Origin of the sequence: Paraburkholderia sp. BL21I4N1 (assembly GCF_002973525.1) — a bacterium.
Taxonomy (GTDB): Bacteria; Pseudomonadota; Gammaproteobacteria; order Burkholderiales; family Burkholderiaceae; genus Paraburkholderia.
The window spans coordinates 1-26,341 of the sequence record NZ_PVEN01000003.1 but is presented as its reverse complement, the minus strand read 5'-3'; the positions used below and the strand labels follow the sequence as shown (position 1 = coordinate 26,341).

General features: G+C 63.2%; 21 protein-coding genes. 2 read left to right on the top strand and 19 right to left on the bottom strand.

Annotation, left to right across the window (positions count from 1 at the left end; genetic code table 11):
• The first annotated feature begins 121 nt into the window (after positions 1 to 121).
• Entirely contained in the window at positions 122 to 409 is a 288-nt protein-coding gene (locus tag B0G83_RS09750; protein WP_105507241.1) for a hypothetical protein, read from the top strand.
• 263 nt (positions 410 to 672) lie between these two features.
• Here the strand turns inward: B0G83_RS09750 and B0G83_RS09745 are convergent, their stop codons facing one another.
• The 19 genes from B0G83_RS09745 to B0G83_RS09655 all read right to left on the bottom strand — a co-directional run bounded on the left by B0G83_RS09745 (position 673) and on the right by B0G83_RS09655 (position 25,019).
• Positions 673 to 1,443: an enoyl-CoA hydratase gene (locus B0G83_RS09745; RefSeq protein WP_105507673.1), complete on the bottom strand. Its 771-nt coding sequence runs from the start codon at positions 1,441 to 1,443 to the stop codon at positions 673 to 675.
• 136 nt (positions 1,444 to 1,579) lie between these two features.
• Positions 1,580 to 2,779 (bottom strand): acetyl-CoA C-acyltransferase, encoded by a 1,200-nt coding sequence (locus B0G83_RS09740; protein ID WP_105507240.1) that lies wholly within the window; start codon positions 2,777 to 2,779, stop codon positions 1,580 to 1,582.
• A 22-nt stretch (positions 2,780 to 2,801) separates the two neighbouring features.
• Positions 2,802 to 5,237, bottom strand: coding sequence for a 3-hydroxyacyl-CoA dehydrogenase/enoyl-CoA hydratase family protein (locus B0G83_RS09735; RefSeq protein WP_105507239.1), 2,436 nt, complete (start codon positions 5,235 to 5,237; stop codon positions 2,802 to 2,804).
• A gap of 117 nt (positions 5,238 to 5,354) precedes the next feature.
• The gene (locus B0G83_RS09730) at positions 5,355 to 7,142 is read right to left on the bottom strand and encodes an acyl-CoA dehydrogenase C-terminal domain-containing protein (RefSeq protein WP_105507238.1); all 1,788 of its coding nucleotides are present in this window, start codon (positions 7,140 to 7,142) and stop codon (positions 5,355 to 5,357) included.
• A 95-nt stretch (positions 7,143 to 7,237) separates the two neighbouring features.
• The gene (locus B0G83_RS09725; RefSeq protein ID WP_035553448.1) at positions 7,238 to 7,837 is read right to left on the bottom strand and encodes a TetR/AcrR family transcriptional regulator; all 600 of its coding nucleotides are present in this window, start codon (positions 7,835 to 7,837) and stop codon (positions 7,238 to 7,240) included.
• Positions 7,838 to 8,112: 275 nt separating this feature from the next.
• Entirely contained in the window at positions 8,113 to 9,663 is a 1,551-nt protein-coding gene (locus tag B0G83_RS09720; RefSeq protein ID WP_258167851.1) for a tetratricopeptide repeat protein, read from the bottom strand.
• Between the two features lie 271 nt (positions 9,664 to 9,934).
• Complete coding sequence (gene clsB, locus B0G83_RS09715; RefSeq protein WP_105507236.1) at positions 9,935 to 11,194, bottom strand: cardiolipin synthase ClsB; 1,260 nt, start codon at positions 11,192 to 11,194, stop codon at positions 9,935 to 9,937.
• Positions 11,191 to 11,703, bottom strand: coding sequence for a dihydroneopterin triphosphate diphosphatase (nudB, locus tag B0G83_RS09710; RefSeq protein WP_105507235.1), 513 nt, complete (start codon positions 11,701 to 11,703; stop codon positions 11,191 to 11,193). The genes clsB and nudB overlap by 4 nt, the downstream gene beginning before the upstream one ends.
• Positions 11,704 to 11,919: 216 nt before the next feature.
• On the bottom strand, positions 11,920 to 13,719 hold the full coding sequence (gene aspS / locus B0G83_RS09705) for an aspartate--tRNA ligase (protein WP_105507234.1): 1,800 nt from the start codon (positions 13,717 to 13,719) through the stop codon (positions 11,920 to 11,922).
• Positions 13,720 to 13,782: 63 nt separating this feature from the next.
• Entirely contained in the window at positions 13,783 to 14,436 is a 654-nt protein-coding gene (locus tag B0G83_RS09700) for a DUF502 domain-containing protein (protein WP_105507233.1), read from the bottom strand.
• 74 nt (positions 14,437 to 14,510) lie between these two features.
• Positions 14,511 to 14,900 (bottom strand): FmdB family zinc ribbon protein, encoded by a 390-nt coding sequence (locus tag B0G83_RS09695; RefSeq protein WP_105507232.1) that lies wholly within the window; start codon positions 14,898 to 14,900, stop codon positions 14,511 to 14,513.
• A gap of 182 nt (positions 14,901 to 15,082) precedes the next feature.
• Positions 15,083 to 15,706, bottom strand: a complete 624-nt coding sequence (locus B0G83_RS09690) for a methyltransferase domain-containing protein (protein WP_105507231.1) — start codon at positions 15,704 to 15,706, stop codon at positions 15,083 to 15,085.
• Positions 15,707 to 15,732: 26 nt separating this feature from the next.
• The gene (gene ubiB, locus B0G83_RS09685) at positions 15,733 to 17,310 is read right to left on the bottom strand and encodes a ubiquinone biosynthesis regulatory protein kinase UbiB (protein ID WP_105507230.1); all 1,578 of its coding nucleotides are present in this window, start codon (positions 17,308 to 17,310) and stop codon (positions 15,733 to 15,735) included.
• A 15-nt stretch (positions 17,311 to 17,325) separates the two neighbouring features.
• On the bottom strand, positions 17,326 to 17,970 hold the full coding sequence (locus B0G83_RS09680; protein ID WP_105507229.1) for an SCP2 domain-containing protein: 645 nt from the start codon (positions 17,968 to 17,970) through the stop codon (positions 17,326 to 17,328).
• A 153-nt stretch (positions 17,971 to 18,123) separates the two neighbouring features.
• Positions 18,124 to 19,119, bottom strand: a complete 996-nt coding sequence (locus tag B0G83_RS09675; protein WP_105507228.1) for a Tim44 domain-containing protein — start codon at positions 19,117 to 19,119, stop codon at positions 18,124 to 18,126.
• Positions 19,120 to 19,157: 38 nt separating this feature from the next.
• The gene (gene ubiE, locus B0G83_RS09670; RefSeq protein ID WP_035553465.1) at positions 19,158 to 19,889 is read right to left on the bottom strand and encodes a bifunctional demethylmenaquinone methyltransferase/2-methoxy-6-polyprenyl-1,4-benzoquinol methylase UbiE; all 732 of its coding nucleotides are present in this window, start codon (positions 19,887 to 19,889) and stop codon (positions 19,158 to 19,160) included.
• A 67-nt stretch (positions 19,890 to 19,956) separates the two neighbouring features.
• Positions 19,957 to 20,370: a gamma-butyrobetaine hydroxylase-like domain-containing protein gene (locus B0G83_RS09665; RefSeq protein WP_105507227.1), complete on the bottom strand. Its 414-nt coding sequence runs from the start codon at positions 20,368 to 20,370 to the stop codon at positions 19,957 to 19,959.
• Positions 20,371 to 20,461: 91 nt separating this feature from the next.
• Positions 20,462 to 20,890, bottom strand: a complete 429-nt coding sequence (locus B0G83_RS09660) for an HIT family protein (RefSeq protein WP_105507226.1) — start codon at positions 20,888 to 20,890, stop codon at positions 20,462 to 20,464.
• Between the two features lie 34 nt (positions 20,891 to 20,924).
• Positions 20,925 to 25,019 carry an FAD/FMN-binding oxidoreductase gene (locus B0G83_RS09655; protein WP_105507225.1) on the bottom strand — a complete coding sequence of 1,365 codons (4,095 nt, stop codon included), beginning with the start codon at positions 25,017 to 25,019 and terminating at the stop codon, positions 20,925 to 20,927.
• A 504-nt stretch (positions 25,020 to 25,523) separates the two neighbouring features.
• Here B0G83_RS09655 and ilvA point away from each other — a divergent pair.
• Positions 25,524 to 26,341 (top strand): threonine ammonia-lyase, biosynthetic (gene ilvA, locus B0G83_RS09645; RefSeq protein ID WP_105507224.1); only part of this gene is annotated, 818 nt, incomplete at its 3' end.

Here is a 26,341-nt window from a genome sequence, read left to right as displayed (position 1 = left end):
TCGGCATGCATCGGCGCCCCACGCCACCGGATTGCCTTCAAATCTGGCCTCTTTTCGGCGAATTAGCCGCGCGCCAATCGGCTCACACTAGCATCGTGCCAATCGCGAGAGCCGCCCGACAATGTCATCCCGTCACGCCAAAAACCGTCCGTTCGATCTTGATCTGCCCGACCTGTTTACGTCCGAGGAGATGCTCCCGCCGGGTGTCGATGCCGACATGATGGACGGCCTGCACCGCTCCTCCGGGAAAGTATTGCAGCTTGCCACGCTGACCCATCAAGCCGTGGCGCGCGGCGACGCAGCGGCGGCGGAAGCGGCGCGGGCATCGCTCGAAAGGCAGCTCGCCATCTCTACCAGCCTGATCGACCAGCTTCTGCTCGACGGCGCGGACCAACCCACGACACATTGAGCAGCCGCAAGGCTAGCCGGAATTGATCGCCGTAGCGCGGCAATGTCGCCACTCCGAGAACTGAAATGAGTGCTTTGACCGTAATTCTCTGCATCTGGGCGATGGTCGCCTTTTGCGCGATTCTTTTCATTCGCGGCGCCACGGCGCGCGTGAAACGGCCGGCGGCGCCGCAAAAGCGCCCGGCGCGTTTTTCGATCGCGGAGTAACGCGGGTCGGCCGATCGGGCTTTCGAGCCCTTCGCTTTCCCCGCGTTGCACCAACGCTTACGGAAAAGCCCGGAAATCCGGCTTGCGCTTCTCGAAGAATGCCTTGAACGCTTCGCGCGCTTCCGGCGCGAGCAGCATCTTGCCGAAATGCACGGCTTCTTCCGACATTTGCGTCTGCAATTCCTGCTGGCTCGCGCGCTTCATCAAACTCTTCGTCACGCGCAGTGACGACGCCGGCAACGCCGCCAGCTTCGCGGCTTGCGCAGCGGCAAACGCATCCACTTCACTCGCCGGCAACACGCGATTCACGAAGCCCATACGCTGCGCTTCGGTCACGTCGAACGCTTCGCCGAGCAGCAGCTTTTCCGCCGCCGCCTGATAACCGCCCACGCGCTGCAGCAGCAAACTCGACGCCGCTTCCGGGCACAGCCCCAGTTGCGCGAACGGCAGCGAAAAGCTAGCCGAATCGGCGGCATAAACCAGATCGCAATGCAGCAGCAGCGTCGTGCCGATGCCCACCGCCGGTCCCGCCACCGACGCCACCACCGGCTTCTCCGCCGAGCTGATCGCGCGCAGGAACTGGAACACCGGCGCGTCTTCGCCCATCGGCGGCGTCTTCATAAAGTCTTCGAGATCGTTGCCGGCGCTGAAAATATTCGCGCTGCCGCGAATCAGAATCGCGCGCACCGAGGTATCGCCTTGCGCTGCAACGAGCGCGTCGGCCATGGTCTGATACATCGCGGCCGTGATCGCGTTTTTCTTGTCGGGCCGGTTGAAGGCAATCGTCAGCACGCCGTCGGCGCGCTCGACCAGAATATCCATTGTCATCTCCATCTTCTCCTCGTGATCCTGCTGAGAATGTGGAAACGGTTCGCAAGCCAGCTGGCCTGCGAACCGTTCCGCGGTCCTTAAGGGGTGCCCATGGGGACCTGTGCAAACACCGGGGTCGCCGGCGTTATCCGGTTTACAGACGCTCGATGATGCCCGCGGCGCCCATGCCGGTGCCGACGCACATCGTCACCATGCCGTATTTGTAGTTGCGGCGGCGCAGACCATGCACCACCGTCGACGCACGAATCGCGCCCGTCGCGCCCAGCGGGTGGCCGAGAGCGATCGCGCCGCCGAGCGGGTTGATCTTCGACGGATCCAGCCCGAGGTCCTGAATCACCGCCAGCGATTGCGCGGCGAACGCTTCGTTCAGTTCGATCCAGTCGATGTCGTCGATCTTCAGGCCGGCGGCCTTCAGCGCGGCCGGAATCGCTTCCTTCGGACCGATACCCATGATTTCCGGCGGCACGCCGCGCACGGCGAAGCTGACGAAACGCGCGAGCGGCGTCAGGTTGAATTCCTTCAGCATCTTTTCCGACACGACGATCAATGCGCCCGCGCCGTCCGACGTCTGCGAGCTGTTGCCCGCCGTGACCGAACCCTTGTTCGCGAACACCGTGCGCAGCTTGGCCAAGCCTTCCAGCGTGGTTTCCGCGCGCGGACCTTCGTCGAGCGACACTTCACGCGTCTTGACCTTCACTTCGCCGGTGGCGAGATCGGGGAAACGCTCGGTGATCGTGTACGCGGCGATTTCGTCGTTGAACTCACCGGACTGCTGCGCGGCGATGGCGCGGCGATGCGATTCGACCGAGAACGCGTCTTGTGCTTCGCGGCTGATCTTCCAGCGTTCGGCAACCTTCTCGGCCGTCAGGCCCATGCCGTACGCAATACCGAAGTCTTCGCTGCGATCGAAGATGTGCGGCGACATGGACGGCTTGTTGCCCATCATCGGCACCATGCTCATCGATTCACAGCCGCCCGCAATCATCGCGTCGGATTCGCCCACGCGGATGCGGTCCGCCGCCATGGCCAGCGCGGTCAGGCCCGACGCGCAGAAGCGGTTCACCGTGACGCCGCCGACCGTGTTCGGCAGGCCGGCCAGCAGTGCGCCCATTCGCGCGACGTTGAGGCCTTGTTCCGCTTCCGGAATCGCGCAGCCGATGATGGCGTCTTCGATCACCTTGGTGTCGAGGCCGGGCACTTGCGCCACGGCCGACCGGATGGCGTGCACCAGCAGTTCGTCCGGGCGCGTGTTCTTGAACATCCCGCGCGGCGCCTTGCCGATCGGCGTGCGGCTCGCGGCGACGATGTATGCGTCTTGCAATTGCTTTGACATATTTAGCTCCTTAGCTCGTCGCTTAGTTACGAACCGGCTTGCCGGTTTGCAGCATGCCCATGATCCGTTCCTGCGTCTTCTGCGTGCCGAGCAGGTCGACAAACGCACGACGCTCGAGTTGCAGCAGCCATTCTTCGTCGACGAGGCTACCGGCTTCGACATCGCCGCCGCACACCGCTTCAGCGATGCGGCTTGCGATCAGGTAATCGTGCTCGCTGATAAAGCGGCCGTCGCGCATATTGACGAGCGACGCCTTGATGGTCGCGATCGCCGAGCGGCCCGCCACCGGCACCTGCGTGACCCGCAGCGGCGGACGGTAACCCGCCGCGGACAGCGCGCGCGCTTCCTTCTTCGCGATATCGAGCAGCTCGAACACATTGAAGACGATCGTGTCCGACGGCTTCAGGTAACCCATGGCGCGGGCGTCGAGCGCGGAGGCCGAGACCTTCGCCGTCGCCGCGTTTTCGAACGACTTCTGCACGAACTTCAGCAGGTCGTTGGTCGCGCCGGCTTGCGTCGCCGCTTCCGCCGCGCGCAGGGCCGCTTCCTTCAGGCCGCCGCCGGCCGGCACGAGGCCGACACCGACTTCCACCAGACCGAAGTAGCTCTCGATATGCGCCACCCGCTTCGCGCTGTGCAGCGCCAGCTCGCAACCACCGCCGAGCGCAATGCCCGACACGGCCGAGATGACCGGCACGCTCGCGTACTTCACGCGCAGCATGCCCTGCTGGAATTTCTTGACGAACGGCTCGATCCCCTTCGCGCCGCCCATCATGAACACGGGCATCGCTTCTTCGAGGTTGGCGCCGGCGGAGAACGGACCGCCCGGCGTGCCGAGCTTCAGCGACGTGGGCTGCCACACCACCAGACCCTTGTAATCCTTTTCGGCGAGTTCGATAGCCTGCGTCAGACCGTCGATCACCGACGGTCCGATCGTGTTCATCTTGCTCTTGAACGACACGATCAACACGTCGTTCTCACCCGCGCGATCGTCGACCCAAGCACGCACGGCATCGGTTTCGAACAGCGTCTTGCCGTAGGTTTTCGGATCGGCCGAGGTCTCGCCGACCAGCGGTGCACGAAACACCTGCTTGTCGTACACGCCCAGCGACGAGCGCGGCACGAACGTCTTCGACGCCGGCGACCACGAACCTTCGTTGGTATGCACGCCGCCCTTGTCAGCGACCGGACCTTCGAGCACCCACGACGGCAGCGGCACGTTCGACAACGCCTTGCCTGCCGCGATGTCCTCCTGCACCCACTCCGCGACCTGCTTCCAGCCAGCCGTCTGCCAGCCTTCGAACGGACCTTCGTTCCAGCCGAAGCCCCAGCGGATCGCCAGATCGACGTCGCGCGCGTTGTCGGCGATCGATTCCAGATGCACGCCGATGTAGTGATACACGTCGCGGAAAATCGCCCACAGGAACTGCGCCTGCGGATGTTCCGATTCACGCAGCAGCTTCAGACGCTCGGCCGCCGGGCGCTTCAGAATACGGCCGACCAGTTCGTCCGCCTTCGCGCCGCCGTCCACGTACTCACCCGTCTTCGGGTCGAGCACCTTGATCGCCTTACCTTCTTTCTTGTAGAAGCCGCCGCCGGTCTTCTGACCAAGCGCGCCCTTCTTGACCAGTTCGGCCAGCACGGCCGGCGTTTCGTAGACCGGGAAGAACGGGTCGTCCTTCAGCGTGTCCTGCATCGTCTTGATGACGTGCGCCATCGTGTCCAGACCGACCACGTCGGCGGTGCGGAACGTCGCGGACTTCGCACGGCCCAGACGCGCGCCGGTCAGATCGTCCACTTCGTCGAAACGCAGGCCGAATTTCGCGGCTTCCGTCACGACCGCGAGGATCGAGAAAATCCCGACGCGGTTGGCGATGAAGTTCGGCGTGTCTTTGGCGCGCACGACGCCCTTGCCGACCACGCTCGTCAGGAAGGATTCGAGCTGATCGAGAATTTCCGGACGCGTCGTCGCGGTCGGGATCAGTTCGACCAGATGCATGTAACGCGGCGGATTGAAGAAATGCACGCCGCAGAAGCGCGCCTTCAGTTCATCCGGGAAACCTTCCGACAACGACGTGATCGACAGACCCGACGTGTTGGTCGCGAAAATCGCGTTCGGTGCGAGATGCGGCGCGACCTTCTTGTACAGGTCGTGCTTCCAGTCCATCCGCTCGGCGATGGCTTCGATCACGAGATCGCATTCGGCGAGCTTCTCGATGTCGTCGTCGTAATTGGCGGGCTGGATGTATTGCGCGTCGTCCTTCACGCCGAACGGCGCCGGCGACAGCTTCTTCAGATTCTCGATCGCCTTCAGTGCGATCGCGTTCTTCGGGCCTTCCTTGGCGGGCAGGTCGAACAGCAGCACGGGCACCTTGGCGTTGATCAGGTGCGCGGCGATCTGCGCGCCCATCACGCCGGCGCCAAGCACGGCTACCTTGCGAATGATCAGATTGCTCACGTCGTTCCTCCGGGGAGTTATGCGATGTCGCGACGCGTCGATCGACGCGTCACGATGTGATGTGTGGCTGACACAGGCGCCGCTCGCGTGACGCGCGGCGCCTGTCGTGATGTGGCTTTAGAACAGCGCTTCGTCGACGTCCATCATCGACTTCGAACCGGCGCGCGCCTGACGGATGGTCATGGCCGTTTCCGGCAGCAGCTTCGCGAAGTAGAAACGCGCGGTGGCGAGCTTGGCCTTGTAGAACGGATCGCCGGAGGCTTCCTTGTCCAGCGCGATACGCGCCATGCGGGCCCAGAAGTACGAGAACACCAGGTGACCGACGGTGCGCAGATACGGCACGGCGGCGGCACCGACTTCGTCCGGGTTCTGCATGGCCTTCATGCCGATTTCCATCGTGAGCTTCTGCACCTTGTCGCCGATGTCGGCGAGCGGGTTGATGAACTCCTGCATTTCCGGCTTGATGCCTTCGGCTTCGACGAAATCCGACACCAGCTTGCCGAACTTCTTCATCTTCGCGCCCATGTCGCCGAGAATCTTGCGGCCGAGCAGGTCGAGCGCCTGAATCGCGTTGGTGCCTTCGTAGATCATGTTGATCCGCGCGTCGCGCACGTACTGCTCCATGCCCCACTCGGCGATGAAGCCGTGGCCGCCGTAGATCTGCATGGCGTGGTTGGTGCTTTCAAACGCATTGTCCGACAGGAACGCTTTCAGAATCGGCGTGAGCAGCGCGACGAGGTCGGCAGCGTCCTTACGCGCGGCTTCGTCGGCGTGCGACAGTTCCTTGTCGATATGCAGCGCAGACCAGTACGAGAATGCGCGCGCGGCTTCGGCGTAGGCCTTCTGCGTGAGCAACATGCGGCGCACGTCCGGATGCACGATGATAGGATCGGCAGCTTTTTCCGGCGCCTTCGGGCCCGTCAGCGAACGCATCTGCAGACGCTCTTTCGCATACGTCAGCGAGTTCTGGTAACCGATTTCGGTCAGGCCCAGACTCTGCATGCCGACGCCGAGACGCGCGGCGTTCATCATCACGAACATGGCGTTCAAGCCCTTGTTCGGCTCGCCGACCAGCCAGCCCTGCGCGTTGTCGAGATTGATCACGCAGGTGGCGTTGCCGTGAATGCCCATCTTGTGCTCGATGGAACCGCACTTCACGCCGTTGCGCTCGCCCGGCTCACCGGCTGCGTTCGGCACGAATTTCGGCACGATGAACAGCGAAATGCCCTTGGTGCCGTTCGGTGCGCCCGGCAGACGCGCGAGCACCAGGTGAACGATGTTCTCCGCGAGATCGTGTTCGCCGCTGGAGATGAAAATCTTGGTGCCGCTGATCGCGTACGAGCCGTCGCTGTTCGGTTCGGCCTTGGTGCGCAGAATGCCGAGGTCGGTGCCGCAATGCGGTTCGGTCAGACACATCGTGCCGGTCCAGACGCCCGCGACCAGCTTCGGCAGATAAGCTTTTTGCAGTTCAGGCGTGCCGTGCGCGTGCAGACATTCGTACGCGCCGTGCGACAGGCCCGGGTACATGGTCCATGCCTGGTTTGCCGAGTTCAGCATTTCGTACAACGCGTTGTTGACGAAAGCCGGCAGCCCCTGACCGCCGTATTCCGGATCGCAGCCCAGTGCGGGCCAGCCGGCTTCGACGTATTGCTTGTATGCTTCCTTGAAGCCCTTCGGCGTGGTCACGACACCGTCGCCGACGTACGTGCAGCCTTCCTGGTCGCCGCTGTGGTTGAGCGGGAACAGCACTTCGGCGCAGAACTTGCCGGCCTCTTCCAGCACCGCGTTGATGGTGTCGGCGTCGAGATCCGCGTGCTTCGGCATCTGCTTGATTTCGGCTTCGACGTTAAGCAGTTCGTGCAACACGAATTGCATGTCGCGCAGCGGCGCGGCGTACTGTCCCATGACTCTCTCCAAGTTTGACAAGAAGCCAGGCTATTAGCTGAGTCCGTGGATCGGAACTTTCTGCGCCGCGAATCTTTTGAGGTTCGGCGGCTCTGCTAACGGCTTTCGCTTTGATACGAAACAATCAATTTTTCCAGCGCGGCCCACGTGAGGCGCACGGCGTCCGGCAGGTGCAGGAAGCGTGCGTCGTGATGCAGACCGAGCGTGAAGCTATACAGTTCGAACAGCATCAGTTGCGGATCGGTGTCGGCACGCAGATGCCCTTCTTCCATCGACTGCGAAATGGCGCGCGTGAGTGCCGCACGCCAGATCGTCACGCTCGACACCAGTTGCTCACGCACCGGGTTATCCGCGCGGTCGTCGTATTCGACGGCGCCGCTGATGTAGATGCACCCGGTCGTGACTTCCTGAATGCGCTTCTCGATCCAGCGAGAAATCATCGCGCGCAAGCGCGGCAAGCCACGAGGCTCGCGCAAGCTCGGGAAGAACACCTCGTCTTCGAAACGACGGTGATATTCGCGCACGACTTCGACCTGCAAATCCTCGCGCGACCCGAAATGCGCGAACACACCGCTTTTGCTCATCTGCATGCGCTCGGCCAGCAGCCCGATCGTCAGACCTTCCAGTCCGTCGCGGCTTGCCAGATCGAGTGCTGCTTCGAGAATCGCGGCTCGCGTTTGTTCGCCTTTTCGCATAGCTTTTTACCGTTCTAATGTGACCGAAATAAAATCGAACGGCCGTACTATTATTGTGGGCGGCCGCCCGCTAAACAAGGACTTTATTAGAAACCGGTTTCTAACCAGGTTCCAATTCTGCGGCATCCGTCAATCAGAGGAATCAGATTTTTTAGAGGCCTTTGCCAGGCCTCTGCCTTGAGACAGAGGTTGCCAGTGAAGGTGCTCACGTTCCCCGATTGCCGCAGCCGGCCGACATGATGCAGCAAGTCGGCCGGAATCGAGAAGGATTCGAGTCAGCGTGGGCTTTGTAGGGGGGTGCCGGCGTGGGGGAAGCGCTGCTGGAGGGCACGGGCGACCCGCGTCAGAACGTCGTCCCAGTCGCCTCGACGCGGCTGCGTGAAGAGGCGCAAGCCGGGATACCAGGGACTGTCGTCGCGGCCCTGAAGCCAGCGCCAGCAACCCGCAAAGCGATTGAGCAGCCAGACGGGTTTGTCCATGGCCGCGGCGAGATGGGCCACTGAAGTATCGACTGAAATCACGAGGTCGAGGTTGGCGATCAAGGCGGCGGTGTCGGCGAAGTCCGCGAGGTCGGCGGTCCAGTCGGTTAGCGGGGTTGAGTTCGTGTTTGGGTCCGCGCAAGCGGTGCCGGTAGAGTTGGCGCGTTTGGATGGGTCGTCTGTCTTTTGCAGACTGATCCAGTGGATGTGCGCCGGCGCCAGCAGCGGCGCGATCTGCGCGAAGGTGAGGCTGCGCAAGCGGTCTACGGCGATACCCGAATGGCCGCCCGCCCACACCACGCCCACACGCGGTAGATACCTGGTTGGCAGCGCCGCCAGCCGCGCGCGCCAGATGGCGGCCTGTTTGGGATCGGCGTGCAGGTAAGGTAGCTCGGCCGGGATCGTTTCTACTTGCGTATGAAACGCCATCGGCAGTGACATCAGCGGACAGTAGCAATCCCAGTCGTTCAGCTCGGCCGGCACGGCGTCGAGCAGCCTGATTCCTGGCCAGCGGGAGCACAAAGACTGCTCGTAAAGGCGGCGCAATGCGGGCGGGCAGACGTAGCCTACCAAGGGAAAACACCGAAGCAACAATGGTAGGTAGCGGACGAACTGCAGGCTGTCGCCATAGCCCTGTTCGTCCAGGACAAGCAGGCGTTCATAGGGCACGCGCCCGGCCCGCCTCCCGATGCCATGGCGCAGGTCCGCGCCGGTCCAGCGCGGCAGCGGCACTTGTACAGGCTCGCGTGCCGGGGTTCCATCGGCACGCCTGAAGCTGATCCAGCGGTCTTCGAAATACGGCCACGCCGCTTCGTAACGGCCGGTGGCCAGCAAAACCATCGCCAGATTGTTCCGTGCGATGAGATTCGCTGGGGTCACCTCGAGGGCGCGGCGGTAGTGCCGCTCCGCTTCGTCCAATGCGCCGAGGTCGCCTAAGATACGCCCGAGATTGTTATGCGCGGCCGAGTTGTCCGGGTCGAGTTCGAGCGTGCGGCGATAGCTGACGGCCGCTTCGTCGAGACAATCGTGATGCTGCAGCGTCAACGCGAGGTTGTAGTGCAAGGCCGCGAAGTCCGGGTCGATCGCAAGCCCCTGGCGCAGACTGTCGATCGCCCCCGCGAAGTCGCCCAGTTTGAGCTGGATCGCGTAGAGCGTGTTGTAGAAGATCGGTGCGGGATGAATCTGGATCGCGCGTTCGAGCCAGCTGCGAGCGGTTTCTGCGTGACCCGAGGCAAGCGCGAGCAGGCCTTGCAGATGCAGCGCGCCGACGTGCCCGGCGTTGTGTTCGAGGATGCGATTGGAAAGCGCGTGGACTTCGTCGAGACGGCCCGCTTGATACGCCGTCACGGCGTGATCGTGAAGGCGTGAGAGATTGTCGGATGAGGTAGAGGATACGGCTGGCGAGGTGGGCAATAGCGTCTCCGTGACGCGGCCGGTCCGCTTGCCGTGAGCGCGCAGTCGAACCGGCTGCTGGGCGTGAAGAAGGTCGATAGATCGGCGACCTGCGCCATGCATCTGGCCGCCCGATTGATCGAGCGCAGATTGTGTTTGCCGCTTCGCGACGAGTCTTTAGGATCGGTCTGAAATGTGCGTGCGTCGCAAAGACACAGGCTCCGGTTCAGTCGTACCCGCCCACCGTCAACACCTTCATCACTGCGCGATACGTCGTATAGGCGAGCCAGTTGAGCACCCGCTCGCCGGCCGGCCGCGCGTCGTAATGCGCTTCGTCGATCCGTCGCGAGTCCTTGAACGCGGCGAGAATCGCCTCGCGCAACGCGTCGATCGCGGGATCGTTCACCAGCACGACGTTGGCTTCGTTGTTGAGCATCAGGCTCAAGGCGTCGAGGTTTGACGAACCAACAGTCGCCCAGTTCGAATCCACCACCGCGACCTTGCCGTGCAGCAGCGTCTTTTCATACTCGGCGATCTGCACACCGGCCTTCAGCAACGCGCGATACAGAAACGGCACCGCGTAATCGAGCGCCTTGAATTCCTTGCGGCCGACAATCAGCTTCACGTCGACCCCGCGCCGCGCCGCCAACACCAGCGCACGACGCAGCTTGCGGCCCGGCATGAAATACGGGTTGGCCAGCAGGACTTCGCTGCGCGCCTGGCCGATCGCGGTCAGATACGCTTTCTCGATGGCGCGACGGTTGATCAGGTTGTCGCGCGCGACGAACGCCACACACGGTTGTCCGCCCGCCCACAAGGCTTCGTTGCGACGTCGACGGCGCCGCCGCAAACTGCCGAGCGACGCGCTCGTCTTCGGCCCAAGATCCGGCTCCAGCGACTCGATCGGCCGGTGTCCGAGCCGGATCCGCCGCCATTGCACCTCGAATGCCTGACGCACGTCCGCGACGACCGGTCCGTGCAATTCGACAGCGAAATCCCAGCGCCGGTAAGGCAGTCGCTCGCCGTCGTTCTCGTAGTCGTCGACGATATTGATGCCGCCGCAATAAGCGAACTGATCGTCGATCACCGCCAACTTGCGGTGCGTGCGCGAAAAACCGAAGCGGCCGAACAGATGCGGGTTGTAAATACGATGGTCAATGCCGGCCATCGGCCACTCGGTGAACATCGGCAGGCGCGCGGTACCGATGCCGTCGGTAATCACGCGCACCTTCACGCCGCGCGAAGCGGCGCGCAGCAACGCTTCGCTGATCGCCTTGCCGGCGTCGTCATGGCAGAAGATGTAGGTTTCCAGCACAACGTCGTGTTGCGCGGCATCGACACGCGCAACCAACGCGCTGAAGAATTCATCGCCGGAGCGCAGCAGTTTGACGTCGTTGCCGCTAGTGAAGCGATAGCGCTGCCAGTAGCGGCGGCCGAGCAGCGATTGCCGCAGTCGGGCAAAACGGCGCGCGCCGCCGACGCTCACTGGCCACGCTCGCTGTCGTCCGCCACCGCACCGGTCGCGTGACGCCCGGCGAGCCGCTTCGGCAATTGCAGAATCGCATCTGCATTCGACGACGAAAAGCAGCGCGACGCCGCCTCTTCATAGGGCAGCCACATAAACGCGGTGTGCTCGCGTGGCGCCAGCCTCACGTTGAGTTGCTCGGGCACCTGCACGCTGAACCAGTGTTCGGTGTTGTGGATCACGCCTTCGGCATAGCGATGGCGAAACTCCGGGTAGATCTCGTATTCGATCGAATATTGCCAGTCGAACAACGCGCTTTGCGCCACGAGCCGACCGCCGATCACGATGCCGGTTTCCTCGGCGACTTCACGCACGGCGGTATCGACGCACGCTTCATCGAGCTGATCTTTGGAACCGGTCACCGATTGCCAGAAGCCGGCATGGTCGGCGCGCTCGATCAGCAGCACCTCGAGCGCGGGCGTATGGATGACGACGAGTACGGATTGCGGAATCTTCGGCGGTTTCGGCATGGTGTGGAAACTGGGCGCAGGGTCTGCGCGGTACATGTCGGATGACGGTCGAAAGCTGTTGCTGCGACTGTAACGCAAAAAACGAAAAAGGCGCTGGGAGTTGCCTCTGCGCCTTTTTCGTTTCGCGGTGTTGATTGCGGCTGTTGGTCACCCGCCGCTTCGCGCGCCGCACGCTGCCGCATCCGGACAGCGCGAGGTGCGCTTGAACCTGCCCATTTACACCTTCGGTTCCGGCGTACGCACACGAATGTGCAACTCGCGCAACTGGCGCTCGTCCACTTCGCTCGGCGCCTGCGTCAGCAGACACTGCGCGCGTTGCGTCTTCGGGAACGCGATCACGTCGCGGATCGAATCGGCGCCGGCCATCATCGTGACGATGCGGTCCAGACCGAAAGCAATACCGCCGTGCGGCGGCGCGCCGTATTGCAGCGCGTCGAGCAGGAAGCCGAACTTGGCTTGCGCTTCTTCCGCGTTGATCTTCAGCGCGCGGAACACCTTGCTCTGCACCTCCTCACGGTGGATACGCACCGAACCGCCGCCGATTTCCCAGCCGTTCAACACCATGTCGTAGGCTTTCGCGAGGCAGCGCGCCGGATCCGTTTCCAGATACTCGAGGTGCTCGTCCTTCGGGCTCGTGAACGGGTGATGCGCGGCGACGTAGCGGTTGTCTTCCTCGTCGTACTCGAACATTGGGAAGTCGATCACCCACAGCGGCTTCCAGCCGGACTCGACCAGACCGTTGGCCTTGCCGAATTCCGAGTGGCCGATCTTCAGACGCAGCGCGCCCAGGCTGTCGTTCACCACCTTCGCGCGATCCGCCGCGAAGAAAATAATGTCGCCGTCTTGCGCGCCGGTGCGCTCGATGATCGCCTTGATCGCTTCGTCGTGCAGGTTCTTGACGATCGGGCTTTGCAGACCGTCACGGCCCTTGGCGACTTCGTTGACCTTGATCCAGGCCAGTCCCTTAGCGCCGTAGATACGCACGAATTCCGTGTAGCTGTCGATATCGCCACGCGAGAGCTCGCCGCCCTTCGGCACGCGAATCGCGGCAACGCGACCGTCTTTCGTGTTGGCCGGCGTGCTGAACACCTTGAAGTCGACGTCTTTCATGGCGTCGGTCAGGTCGGTGAATTCGAGCTTGACGCGCAGGTCGGGCTTGTCCGAACCGAAACGGCGCATGGCTTCCGAATAGAGCATGACCGGGAATTTCTCGTCCAGCGAGACGCCGATCGTTTCCTGGAAGATGTGACGGATCATCGCTTCGAACAGATCGCGGATTTCCTGTTCCGACAGGAACGAGGTTTCGCAGTCGATCTGCGTGAATTCCGGCTGACGGTCGGCGCGCAGGTCTTCGTCGCGGAAGCACTTGACGATCTGGTAGTAGCGATCGAAGTTCGCCACCATCAGCAGTTGCTTGAACAGTTGCGGCGATTGCGGCAGCGCGAAGAACTGACCGGGGTTCGTACGCGACGGCACGAGGTAATCGCGCGCGCCTTCCGGCGTGCTCTTGGTGAGCATCGGCGTTTCGATGTCGATGAAACCCTGGCCATCCAGATATTTACGCGCTTCGATCGCGACGCGGTAACGCAGACGCAGGTTGTGCTGCATCTGCGGACGGCGCAGATCGAGCACGCGATGCGTGAGGCGCGTGGTTTCCGACAGGTTGTCGTCGTCGAGCTGGAACGGCGGCGTGATCGACGCGTTCAGCACGATCAGCTCGTGGCACAGCACTTCGATCTTGCCGCTCTTCAGCGCGGCGTTCGTGGTGCCTTCCGGACGGTTACGCACCACGCCCTTGATTTGCACGCAGAACTCGTTGCGCACGCCTTCGGCGGTCTTGAACATCTCCGCGCGGTCCGGGTCGCAAACGACCTGAACGAGGCCTTCGCGATCGCGCAGGTCGATGAAGATGACGCCGCCATGGTCGCGGCGGCGGCTTACCCAGCCGCACAGCGAGACGGATTGGCCCAGCAGTTCTTCGGTCACCAGACCGCAGTATTCAGATCTCATCGACATGATGTTTGTCTTTCGTTATGCATTGGTTGAACGGCGCGCGGCAATGAATGCCCCGCACCGGCATTACAGCGGAGGCTCGACTGTCGTGCGGCGCACCGGCGCCGGCGGCGCGGACGGCGCCACGACGCCCATCGAGACGATGTACTTGAGCGCCGCGTCGACCGTCATGTCGAGTTCGATCACTTCGCTCTTGGGCACCATCAGGAAGAAGCCGGACGTAGGGTTCGGCGTAGTCGGCACATACACGCTGACGTGATCTTCTTTCAGGTGGTTGACCACGTCGCCGCCCGGAATCCCGGTCAGAAACGCAATCGTATAGGAGCCGCGGCGCGGATACTCGATCAGCAGCGCCTTGCGAAACGCATTACCGCTGCTCGACAGCAAGGTATCCGACACCTGCTTGACGCTGGTGTAGATCGGGCCGACCACTGGAATGTGCGCGACCACGACTTCCCACCACTTCACGAGCTTCTGCCCGATGAAGTTCTGCGTCAACAGCCCGACGACAAAGATAAACGCGAGCGTGAGCACCGCGCCGAGCCCTGGCAACCGGAAACCGAACACCCGCTCCGGCTGCCAGGAGCTCGGCAGCAGCAACAGTGTCTGGTCCATCGTACCGATGATCAGGCCGAGCACCCACAGTGTGATAGCCAGAGGCACCAGCACCAGCAGGCCAGTCAGGAACACCGATTTGAGCGTCGTTTTTTTCGTCGTCATGTGTACCGCCAGAAAGCCGCGCGGGTCAGAACCGGCACGCGGCGTGTGCGCCGCCCGTCAGGGCGGCAGTCCGACTAGGCGCTGCCGGAACCGCTCGAACTCGGCGCCGCTGCCGGTGCGGCAGCAGGCGCGGCCGGCGTTGCGGCTGCGTTCGATGACCCGGCGGCCGGAGCCGTGTCGGATTTTGCGCCGCCATTACTGGCCGCCGCGGCATTCTCGCCGGCGCCGCCATTGGCCGCGCCATTCGCGTCGGGCTTAGCAGGCGCAGCCGCGCCGCTATTGCCGCCGCGGAAATCGGTGACGTACCAGCCCGAACCCTTCAACTGGAAACCGGCTGCAGTCACCTGCTTGCGAAACGTGTCTTTCCCGCATTCGGGACACTGCGTCAACTGGGGATCGCTCATCTTCTGAAGCACGTCCTTCCCGAAGCCGCATGACTCGCAACGATACGCGTAGATCGGCATGATCTTTTCCCTACTGAAATCTAGTAAACGCTTGCAAAGCCTTGAATTATAGCCGCAAACGATGTCCCTCCCCCGGTTTTCGGGGATGGGCGCCCGACGCAGCCGCCGGACGCATAAATGGGGGCGGCGAGGGTCGAATCAAGGGCGGCCGATGTTCCGTGCCGAACACGGACGCGCCGCGTTCAGCCGCGACGACGCCAGGTCAGCCAGCGCTCACGTCCGGCGAACACCGGAATCGAGTCATTCACCGCTTCGTCTTCGATCAGCTCGAAGTACGGCGTGAGCAGGGCGTCGAGCTCAGCGCGTTCGATACCGAACGGCGGCCCTTTCGGCGTCGCGCCGATGAAATAGAATCCGGCGAGCAGCGCGCCGCTGGGCAAGAGTTCGGCCATGCGCCGTGCGTAATCGGCGCGAAGCGCAAGCGGCAACGCACAGAGAAAAGCCCGCTCGTAAATCCACTCGGGCGCGAAGGGCGGCTCATAGGTGAAGAAGTCCGCCTGCTCCACCAGATGCGCATGCCGTGCGCCCAATTGCGCATGCGCCGCCGCAACGGCGGCCGGCGAGAAATCGATCGCGCGAACCGGGTTGCCGCGCTCGGCCAGCCAGAGCGCCTCGTACGCGCTGCCGCAACCCGGAATCAGCACCGCCGCGCCTGGGTGGCGAGCGGCGAAAGCCTGAAACGTCGACGGCACGCCCGCCTGATCCCATGGCATGAAACCGCGCTCGAAGCGTTCGTCCCAGAACCGCGGCGAGTTGGGATCGCGGGTCGCGAAGTCGGGCACGGCAGGTTGGGTCGGATCGCTCATTGAATGCCTCGTGGATCAGGTCTGAATCAACCGCCGTATGCGAGCGCCAGAAACGCTCGCGCCAGCACCGCGCCCACCCCGACCGCCACGCCGAACAACAGCAGGCCCTGCAGCAAACGGTTGGTGCGCTTCTGTTCGAGCAGAATCTGGCGAATCATGTCGTCGTTCGCACCGTGCTTGTTGTCGTGCCGCTCGGCCAGCACGTGGTGAATCAGGCGCGGCAACTGCGGCAACGTCTTGCTCCACTGCGGCGCTTCGATCTTGAGCCGCTCGTACCAGCCGCGCAGGCCGATCTGTTCGTTCATCCAGCGTTCGAGGTATGGCTTCGCGGTCTTCCACAGATCCAGTTCAGGATCGAGCGAGCGGCCGAGCCCTTCCACGTTGAGCATGGTTTTTTGCAACAGGACCAGTTGCGGCTGGATCTCGACGTTGAAGCGACGCGACGTGGAAAACAAACGCATCAGCACCTGACCGAGCGAAATATCTTTCAGCGCGCGATCGAAATACGGCTCGCAGACCGCGCGAATCGCGCTTTCGAGTTCCTCGACGCGCGTGGTGGGCGGCACCCAGCCCGACTCCAGATGCAGCGTGGCGACGCGGTGGTAGTCGCGCTTGAAGAACGCCAGGAAGTTCTGCGCCAGATAGTTCTTATCGAAGTCCGACAGCGCGCCGATGATGCCGAAGTCGAGCGCGATGTAGCGGCCGAAGTGCGCCGGATCGAGGCTCACCTGAATGTTGCCCGGATGCATGTCGGCGTGAAAAAAACCGTCGCGGAACACCTGGGTGAAGAAAATCTCGACGCCTTCGCGCGCGAGCTTCGGAATGTCCACGCCCGCCGCGCGCAGCGTCTCGACCTGGCTGATCGGCACGCCGACCATGCGTTCCATGACCAGCACCGTGGGCGTGCAAAACTCCCAGTACATTTCCGGCACCAGCAACAGATCGAGCCCGGCGAAGTTGCGACGCAACTGGCTGCCGTTGGCCGCCTCGCGCATCAGGTCAAGTTCGTCGTGCAGGTATTTGTCGAATTCGGCGACCACCTCGCGCGGCTTCAGACGCTTGCCGTCGGCCCACAGGCGTTCGGCCCAGACGGCGATATCGCGCAGCAGCGCGAGGTCGGAATCGATCACCGGCAGCATGTTCGGCCGCAGCACCTTCACCGCGACGGCTTTGCCCGCGTGCTGCCCGGCCTTCACCTTCGCGAAGTGCACCTGCGCGATCGAGGCGCTCGCCACCGGCACCCGCTCGAAATCGTCGAACAACACGTCGACCGGCGCACCGAGCGCGCTCTCGACCAAACCGATCGCCACTGCCGAATCGAACGGCGGCACCTGATCCTGCAACTTCGCCAACTCATTGGCGATATCCACCGGCAACAGGTCGCGGCGCGTGGACAACACCTGGCCGAACTTCACGAAGATCGGCCCGAGACTTTCCAGCGCCAGCCGCAAGCGCACACCCGGCGGCGCGTCGAACTTGCGGCCGATCATGGCGATACGCAGCAGCAACCGCACGCGCCGGTCGTTGATGCGGCCGAGCATCATCTCATCGAGACCGAAGCGGATAACCGTGAAAAAAATCTTGAGAAAACGCAGAAAACGCATGGTTGTGCCCGTTGACTAGCGCGTGCCGCGCGACATGGCGGCGCCGCCCGGCGCATCGGCGCCGCGGGCTTCGACCTTCTGTTCAAGACGCTCGACGCGTTTTTCGACTCGCGCCAACGCGTCGCGCGCGCGCGCCAGTTCGACGTTGAAATCGTCGAGCGCGGTGCGGCGCACCAGTTGCGGATTCTCGTCGAGCAGATATTCAGCGGCGGTATCGAGCAGGTTACGCCCGGTGCGCTGCACGTGTTCACCGACCGTGCGCACGACCGACGCCACCCGCCAGGCCGGCCCGTCGCCGATGAATTTCGCCAGATCCTCTTCCGGTTCCCAGCGCAGATGCTCGGCGAGTTTGGCGATCACCGTGGCGAACTCGGCGTCGCCTTCAATCTTCACGTGCTTCATCACGGCGGCCTGGCCGCCTTGCACGAACGCCGGCAACGCGTCGGACGGCACCGAGATCGTCACGTCGAACTGCTGCGCCTCGGTTTCGCCGACCGCGGCCAGATAGCCGTCGGGCTGCACGAGCAGCGTCAACACGACCGGCGGGCACGCCAGCCTGGCGGTCTTGCCCGCGTAAGGGGCGAGGCGCTCACGAGCCCACGATTCGCGGGCGAGCAGATGATTGACAGCAGCAGCGAAGGGCTTGGCGGCGAGGGTCATTGAAAGTGGCAAGAAAAAACCCGCGCGGGCGATGTGCCCGCGCGGGTTCCTATTGTAACGTCCGTTCGCTTCGCGGCCTGCTATGCCGAACGGCCAACGCTTTGTGCAAAGTCAGGACCAACCACGTTGCCCCGACGCTGTCGCGCGAGGATGTCAGTGCTGCGCGACCTGCTGGATACCGGCCAGCAGCCAGCCTTCGCCCGCACGGTTCGCCTTCGACAGATTCCACACTTCGACGAACGGTTCGGCCGCCGCGCCCGGCGCCTCGCGGATCAGGCCGGAGAAGCGCACGCTCGCGAAGTACTCGTTGGCGCGCTCTTCGACGCCCAGCATCTCGGCGTTCAACTGGACGATGTCCGTCTGGTTGGCCTCCGAACCGCGCGAGGACAGATCCACCTTCACTTCGGCGAACATTTCCGGCGTGGTGAATTCGCGGATGTCTTCCGTATTACCCACGTCCCATGCGGCTTGCAGTCGCACGAAGTAGACCTTGGCGTTACGCAGGAACGCGTCCGAATCGAATCCGGCCGGCACGGCCGGCGCCGGGTTGATGGTCGGCGTATTCAGCGGGTTGCCTTGCGGCTCGAGATACGAGCCGGTGGGCGGCGCGCTGTAGCGAGGTTCCTGCGGCGCGTAGCCGGTGTTGCCCACGTTCAGCGACGGCGAAGCGCCCGCGTACGCCGGTTGCCCCGTGTCACGCTTGCGATTCATGAAGCGACGAACCAGCCAGATACCGACCATGGCCAGCAGCGCGATCACGATCACGTTGGCCATGGCGCCGGCAAACGCGCCGCCCAGACCAAAGTGCGACAACAACGCGGCGATACCCAGACCGGCGGCCAGACCGGCGATCGGCCCAAGCCAGCGCGAGCGGTTAGGCGCGGCGGCCGCGGCCGGCGAAGGCGCCGGAGCCGGTTGCGCGCGCTGCTGCATGGCCGAATTGCTTTGGGAGGGCGACGAGGGAGCGGACTGCTGCTGAACCGTGTTCGACTGACGGCCAATACTACGGCCACCGCCCATGCGGCGAGCTTCCGCATCGAGCGAAGCGAGGGAGCCGGCCATGATCAGACCGACCATCGCGATCAGTCCGATTCTTCTCACCAGCGACCGCTTAACCTTACGGGGAGATAACACACCTGAATCGGACATTTTCGTACTTTCCTTTAAAAATCGATGGGTTAGGAACCCTAGTATTTGGTCCCCACATGTAAAGCTACCACGCCAGCTGACAAATTGTAATATTTGACGCCGTCCAGGCCCGCTTGTTCCATCATTGTTTTTAAAGTTTCCTGATCCGGATGCATCCGGATCGATTCCGCCAGGTATTGATAGCTCTCGGCGTCCTTCGCAAAGCGTTCGCCCAACCACGGCAACACCTTAAAAGAATAGACGTCGTAGACTTTTTTGAGCGGATCCCACACCTTCGAGAATTCCAGCACCAGCAGGCGCCCCGACGGTTTCAGCACGCGCCGCATTTCGGCCAGCGCGATATCCTTGTGCGTCATGTTGCGCAAGCCGAACGCCACCGTCACCACGTCGAAGTAGTTGTCCGGAAAGGGAATTTTCTCGGCGTCGCAGAGCAGCGCCGGGGTAATCACCCCTTTGTCCAGCAGACGATCGCGGCCCACACGCAGCATGGATTCGTTGATGTCGGTGTGCCAGACCTCGCCGGTTTCCCCGGCCCGCTTCGCGAAGGCCTTCGACAGATCGCCCGTGCCGCCCGCGATGTCGAGCACCTTGTAACCCGGCCGCACGTTGGCCTGAGCGACCGTGAACAGCTTCCACGCCCGGTGCATCCCGCCCGACATCAGGTCGTTCATCAAGTCGTAGTTGGCGGCAACCGAGTGGAACACGCCCGCCACCTTCTGCGCTTTGTCCTGTTCGTCGACCGATTGAAAGCCGAAGTGGGTTTTGCTCATCGCGCTTGTCCTTTCGCGTATTCTGAAATGTTGCGCCGCATCAGTGCGGCGATCAGGGCGAATCGTATCAGTGACAGTGCCCGTGCGCAGCGCCGGATGGAATCATCGGCGTATCCCGGTCGACGCCGGCTGCCTGTAGTTTGGCGAGATAGGCGGCCCAGAGTTCATCCTGACGCACCGCCATGTCGTACAACTGGTCCCACGAATAGATGCCGCTACCGTGCCCGTCGGAGAAAGTCGGCTGCAGCGCATAGTTGCCGACGCCTTCGATCATGGTGATCGTCACGTCGCGCTTGCCGGTCTGCAGGGTTTCCTGGCCGGGCCCGTGGCCCTGCACTTCCGCCGACGGCGAATACACACGCAGCAACTCGAACGGCAGCCGGTACGCTTCGCCGTTTGCGTACTGCAATTCGAGCACACGCGATTTGGAATGCACGACCACGCCGGTCGGCACAGGGGTATCGGGAGTCAGTCCGCTCATGATCGAGCCTCATAAGAAAACGCCGCGCCGCCCCAGTTTCGCGCCCTCGAAGGAGGGGCCATGGCGCGACGCGGCAGGTTGAGCGCGGCGCTCAACCCAATGCCTGTTCGATTTCCTGACGCACCGCTTCGCGCAGCAACGTGGCCTGCGCGCGGCGCGACGACAGCATCGCCTCGGACACCGTTCGCTGGCGCGGCGCCCAGATGGGCAGCGGAAAATGCGCGTCGTTCGAAAACCGTGGAATCACATGCCAGTGCACGTGCGGCACCTGGTTGCCGAGGCTCGCGAGATTCACCTTGACCGGCTGCATGACGCGCCGTGTCGCGCGTTCGACCGCGTACACGGCCTTCATCACGCGATCGCGGTCGCCCTCGGCGAGGTCCGAAAATTCGGCCACATGATTGTTCCAGATCACCCGGCAGAAGCCCGGGTAATCATGTTCGTCGGCGAGGACGACACGCAGGGTGTCGTCCTGCCACAGCACATCGCCACCGTCTTCGCGGCAAAAAACGCAGTCCATCGTCGTCCTCAGGCAAGAATCGTCAGTCGTGCCATTAAACCAGCACGCGCTCGATTCCGCCATTGTTCGCCCGTTGCACGTAGTCGGCCATCCAGTCTTCACCGAGCACGTGGCGCGCCATTTCGACGACGATATAGTCCGCCTCGGTGCCCGCGTCCGCGTTATAGCGCGACAGGCCTTGCAGGCAGGACGGGCAGCTCGTCAGGATCTTCACGTCGGTGGCGCCGTTCGGCTGCGGGCCGTCGCCGGCCTTCAGCACGGAGCCGTCCGGTGCACCCGCCGAGCCGGCCGACGCATTGGCCGGGTTGATCGCGTTCGCGCCGGCTTCCGCCACCAGCGGAATACCGCGCAGCTTGGCCGCGCCCTTGCGCATCTCCTCTTCCTTGCGGAAGCGGACCTGCGTGGAGATGTCGGGACGCGTTACCGCGAGCGTGCCGGATTCGCCGCAGCAGCGATCGTTCTTCTCGATCTTGTAGCCGTCCTTCTCCGAGCCCATCAGCTGATTGACCAGCTTGACCGGGTCGATCGTCTTGATCGGCGAGTGGCACGGGTCGTGATACATGTAGCGCACGCCGTTCACACCCTCGAGCTTGATGCCCTTCTCCAGCAGGAACTCGTGAATGTCGATGATCCGGCAGCCCGGGAAAATCTTCTCGAATTCGTAGCCCGCGAGCTGGTCGTAGCAGGTGCCGCACGACACCACCACCGTCTTGATGTCGAGGTAGTTCAGCGTGTTGGCCACGCGGTGGAACAACACGCGGTTATCCGTGACGATCTGCTCGGCCTTGTCGAACTGGCCCGAGCCGCGTTGCGGGTAGCCGCAGCACAGGTAGCCCGGCGGCAGCACGGTTTGCACGCCCGCCTCCCACAACATGGCTTGCGTGGCGAGACCCACCTGAGAGAACAGCCGCTCGGAACCGCAGCCCGGGAAGTAGAACACCGCTTCCGTATCGGCCGTGGTCGTCTTCGGATTGCGGATGATCGGGACGATCTTGTTGTCCTCGATATCCAGCAACGCGCGCGCGGTTTTCTTCGGCAGGTTGCCGGGCATCTTCTTGTTCATGAAGTGGATCACCTGCTGCGTGACCGGCGGCTTGCCGACGGTTGCCGGCGGGTGTGCCGTCTGCTTCTTCGTGAACTTCTTCAGCACTTCGTTGCCGAGGCGCTGCGCCTTGTAGCCGACACCCATCATCGCCGTACGCGCGAGGTTGATGGTCTGCGGATTGGTCGCGTTGAGGAAGAACATGCCGGCCGCGTTGCCCGGATTGAACTTCTTCTTGCCCATCTTGCGCAGCAGGTTGCGCATGTTCATGGTCACGTCGCCGAAGTCGATCTTCACCGGGCACGGCGTCACGCATTTGTGACAGACGGTGCAGTGATCGGCGACGTCGTTGAATTCGTCCCAGTGCTTGATCGACACGCCGCGGCGGGTCTGCTCTTCGTACAGGAACGCCTCGACCAGCAAGGAGGTCGCGAGAATCTTGTTGCGCGGGCTGTACAGCAGGTTCGCGCGCGGCACGTGGGTCGCGCACACCGGCTTGCACTTGCCGCAACGCAGGCAGTCCTTGATCGACTCGGAAATCGCGCCGATGTCGGACTGTTGCATGATCAACGACTCGTAGCCCATCAGGCCGAAGCTCGGCGTGTAGGCGTTACGCAGATCGGCGCCTTCGAGCAGCTTGCCCGCGTTGAAGCGGCCATGCGGATCAACGCGTTGTTTATACGCGCGGAATTCGCCGATTTCTTCGTCGGTCAGGAATTCGAGCTTGGTAATGCCGATGCCGTGTTCGCCGGAAATCACGCCGTCGAGCGAACGCGCCAGCTTCATGATGCGCGCCACCGCCTTGTGGGCGTCCTGCAGCATCTCGTAGTTGTCGGAATTGACCGGCAGGTTGGTGTGGACGTTGCCGTCGCCCGCGTGCATGTGCAGCGCGACGAACACGCGGCCACGCAGCACCTTCTTGTGGATCGCCTGGGCTTCTTCGAGGATCGGCTTGAATTCGCCGCCGTTGAAGATCTGCCGCAATTCGGCGCGGATCTCCTGTTTCCACGACACCCGGATCGTACGGTCCTGCGTGATGTGGAACACGGTGGCGTCCGGCTGCGCGTCGGCGCGGTCCGCGAACTTCTCCGCCAGCGCTTCGTAGCCGAGGCCGACCAGATAGTGCTGCGCCTCGCGCAGCGACAGATCGAGCTTGTCGCGCAGGAATTCCCAGCGGGTGCGCACGCGCTTCATCAGATCGAGCGCCTGCTGGACGCGATCTTCGAGCAACTCGGCGCTCGGAATTTCGTTCGCGTCGTCGCTCTTGCCGAGCGGCAGCTTGCCGGCCTTGAAGAACGCTTCGAGCGCGTCGACCAGTTGCAGCTTGTTCTTGATCGACAGTTCGATGTTGATCCGCTCGATACCGTCGGTGTACTCGCCCATCCGGTTCAGCGGAATCACCACGTCTTCGTTGATCTTGAACGCGTTGGTGTGCTTGGCGATCGCGGCCGTGCGGCTGCGATCGAGCCAGAAGCGCTTGCGCGCCTCGGCGGCGACCGCGACGAAGCCTTCACCGCTCTTGCCGTTGGCCATGCGCACCACTTCCGACGTGGCCTGCGCCACCGCATCCGGATCGTCGCCGACGATGTCGCCGATCAGCACCATCTTCGGAAACGCGTTGCGCTTGCTCTTGGTCGCGTAGCCGACCGCGCGCAGATAGCGTTCGTCGAGGTGTTCCAGACCGGCGAGAATCGCGCCGCCCTGCTTCGACGTTTCGAACAGGTAGTCCTTGATTTCGACGATGCTCGGAATTGCCTCCCGCGCCTGGCCGAAGAATTCGAGGCAGACGGTGCGCGTGTGCGCGGGCATCTTGTGCAGCACCCAGCGCGCGGACGTGATCAGCCCGTCGCAGCCTTCTTTCTGCACGCCGGGCAACCCGGCGAGGAATTTATCCGTGACGTCCTTGCCGAGGCCTTCTTTACGGAACACGCGGCCCTTGATGTCGAGCGCCTCGGTGCGCAGCAGTTTCTCGCCCGGCGCGTGGTTGCCGTCGAACCAGTCGAGCCGGAAACGCGCGACTTCGATGTCGTGAATCTTGCCCATGTTGTGGTCAAGACGCGTGATTTCGAGCCAGTTGCCTTCCGGGTCGACCATGCGCCACCAGGCCAGATTGTCGAGCGCCGTGCCCCACAACACCGCCTTCTTGCCGCCCGCGTTCATCGCCACGTTGCCACCGACGCACGACGCGTCCAGCGACGTCGGGTCGACCGCGAACACGAAGCCGGCCTGCTCGGCCGCCTCGGTCACGCGACGCGTGACCACGCCCGCGCCGGAGAAAATCGTCGCGACTTTACGGTCGACGCCCGGCAGTTCGGTCATTTCCACCGCGCCGAGCTGTTCGAGCTTTTCGGTGTTGATGACAGCCGAAAACGGCGTGAGCGGCACTGCGCCGCCGGTGTAGCCCGTGCCGCCTCCGCGCGGAATCACGGTCAGACCGAGTTCGAAACACGCCTTGATCATGCCGGCGATCTCGGCTTCGGTATCCGGCGTCAACACGACGAACGGGTATTCGACGCGCCAGTCGGTCGCGTCGGTCACATGCGAGACGCGGGACAAACCGTCGAACTTGATGTTGTCTTTTTCCGTGACCTTGCCGAGCACCCTGGTCGCGCGGCGACGCAGGTCGTAGGTCTTCTGGAATTCGCTCTTGAAATCGTCCACCGCGCGGCGTGCGGCCTGCACCAGCGTGTCGACGCGCGCGGCGCGGTCCACGCCGGCTTCGTCGCCATGCGCGGTCAGATCCGCGCGACGGCGCTTGTCGATCTCGGTCAGGCGGTGATGCAACGCTTCGATCAACTGCGCGCGACGCTTCGGATTGTCGAGCATGTCGTCTTGCAGATACGGATTGCGGCGCACGACCCAGATATCGCCGAGCACTTCGTACAGCATCCGTGCCGAGCGGCCGGTGCGGCGTTCCGCGCGCAATTCGGCGAGCACCGCCCAGGCGTCGTCGCCTAGCAGGCGAATAACGATTTCACGGTCGGAAAACGACGTGTAGTTATAAGGAATTTCGCGCAGACGCGCTTCGGGATCGGCGGCCACCGCAGCGGCGGCCCCGTGCGGATCGAAAACTTGAGGTGCGTTCATAGTCGGACGACTCGGTAGGTCAGCCCGGCGCGCTCGCTGAAGAGGCGTCGGCTGACGGTGCGCGTGGGGCGCAATGCTGGAAATCTTCTTGGGGAGCGAAGCACAACCGACGGCCTGACCCACATCGATCGCTTCGCGGCGCTCGGTTCTAGCTACACGATCGTGCGTGGCGGACGAGACGCTCCGCCGCGGGGCAAGACTCACGCGGGACGGGCATCAAGTGGGCGATCCGAGGCTGCCAGTGCATCTTCCGATCCTTATTCCAAAATGGAATTCTACCGCATGATCCCGCCACGCGTTGACGGCTGAAATCGGGTTGGTGGCGGGCCTTGGCACGTTTTCGTCGCGAGTTGGGTGTAGACATGGATTCGACAGATTTGCCGACCGGACGGTCGGATGGGTCCGGGAAACAGGCTCGCGGCGCATCGGCAGGAGGCCAGAGCCGGCACCGTTGGCGCTATCATTGACCCTTTCCCGTCCCGCAAAGCGCACCGCGCCACCCGCATGGCTTCCCACGACTATCTGAAGAAAACTTTGACCGCGCGCGTTTATGACGTGGCTCGCGAGACCGAACTCGAACACGCGCCGAGTCTGTCGGCGCGGCTTCGCAATCCGGTCTATCTGAAGCGCGAGGACAACCAGCCGGTGTTCTCGTTCAAGGTGCGCGGCGCGTACAACAAGATGGCGCACATTCCGGCCGAGGCGCTGGAGCGTGGGGTGATTACCGCGTCGGCGGGCAATCATGCGCAGGGCGTGGCGTTGTCGGCGGCGCGCATGGGGGTGAAGGCGATCATCGTGGTGCCGGTGACCACGCCGCAACTTAAAGTCGATGCCGTGCGCGCGCATGGCGGCCCGACCGTCGAAGTGGTGCAGTTCGGCGAGTCGTACAGCGACGCCTATGGTCACGCGGTGAAGCTGCAGGAAGAGCGCGGTTTGACCTTCGTGCATCCGTTCGACGATCCGTATGTGATCGCGGGACAAGGCACCGTCGCGATGGAAATTCTCAGCCAGCACCAGGGACCGATCCACGCGATCTTCGTGCCGATCGGCGGTGGTGGACTCGCGGCGGGTGTCGCTGCGTATGTGAAATCGGTGCGCCCGGAGATCAAGGTGATCGGCGTGCAGACCGACGATTCGTGCGCCATGGCCGTCTCGCTGAAAGCGGGTGAGCGCGTCACGCTGAGCGAAGTGGGTCTGTTCTCGGACGGCACGGCGGTGAAGCTGGTTGGCGAAGAAACCTTCCGCCTGTGCAGCGAATATCTCGACGACGTACTGCTCGTGAACACCGACGCGCTCTGCGCCGCCATCAAGGACGTGTTCCA

Bases quoted from the DNA above. Each gene is read 5' to 3' on its own strand.
- B0G83_RS09750 (WP_105507241.1), top strand. From the start codon at position 122: ATGTCATCCCGTCACGCCAAAAACCGTCCGTTCGATCTTGATCTGCCC.
- B0G83_RS09745 (WP_105507673.1), bottom strand. From the start codon at position 1,443: ATGACAATGGATATTCTGGTCGAGCGCGCCGACGGCGTGCTGACGATT.
- B0G83_RS09740 (WP_105507240.1), bottom strand. From the start codon at position 2,779: ATGTCAAAGCAATTGCAAGACGCATACATCGTCGCCGCGAGCCGCACG.
- B0G83_RS09730 (WP_105507238.1), bottom strand. From the start codon at position 7,142: ATGGGACAGTACGCCGCGCCGCTGCGCGACATGCAATTCGTGTTGCAC.
- B0G83_RS09725 (WP_035553448.1), bottom strand. From the start codon at position 7,837: ATGCGAAAAGGCGAACAAACGCGAGCCGCGATTCTCGAAGCAGCACTC.
- nudB (WP_105507235.1), bottom strand. From the start codon at position 11,703: ATGCCGAAACCGCCGAAGATTCCGCAATCCGTACTCGTCGTCATCCAT.
- aspS (WP_105507234.1), bottom strand. From the start codon at position 13,719: ATGTCGATGAGATCTGAATACTGCGGTCTGGTGACCGAAGAACTGCTG.
- B0G83_RS09700 (WP_105507233.1), bottom strand. From the start codon at position 14,436: ATGACGACGAAAAAAACGACGCTCAAATCGGTGTTCCTGACTGGCCTG.
- B0G83_RS09695 (WP_105507232.1), bottom strand. From the start codon at position 14,900: ATGCCGATCTACGCGTATCGTTGCGAGTCATGCGGCTTCGGGAAGGAC.
- B0G83_RS09690 (WP_105507231.1), bottom strand. From the start codon at position 15,706: ATGAGCGATCCGACCCAACCTGCCGTGCCCGACTTCGCGACCCGCGAT.
- ubiB (WP_105507230.1), bottom strand. From the start codon at position 17,310: ATGCGTTTTCTGCGTTTTCTCAAGATTTTTTTCACGGTTATCCGCTTC.
- B0G83_RS09680 (WP_105507229.1), bottom strand. From the start codon at position 17,970: ATGACCCTCGCCGCCAAGCCCTTCGCTGCTGCTGTCAATCATCTGCTC.
- B0G83_RS09675 (WP_105507228.1), bottom strand. From the start codon at position 19,119: ATGTCCGATTCAGGTGTGTTATCTCCCCGTAAGGTTAAGCGGTCGCTG.
- ubiE (WP_035553465.1), bottom strand. From the start codon at position 19,889: ATGAGCAAAACCCACTTCGGCTTTCAATCGGTCGACGAACAGGACAAA.
- B0G83_RS09665 (WP_105507227.1), bottom strand. From the start codon at position 20,370: ATGAGCGGACTGACTCCCGATACCCCTGTGCCGACCGGCGTGGTCGTG.
- B0G83_RS09660 (WP_105507226.1), bottom strand. From the start codon at position 20,890: ATGGACTGCGTTTTTTGCCGCGAAGACGGTGGCGATGTGCTGTGGCAG.
- B0G83_RS09655 (WP_105507225.1), bottom strand. From the start codon at position 25,019: ATGAACGCACCTCAAGTTTTCGATCCGCACGGGGCCGCCGCTGCGGTG.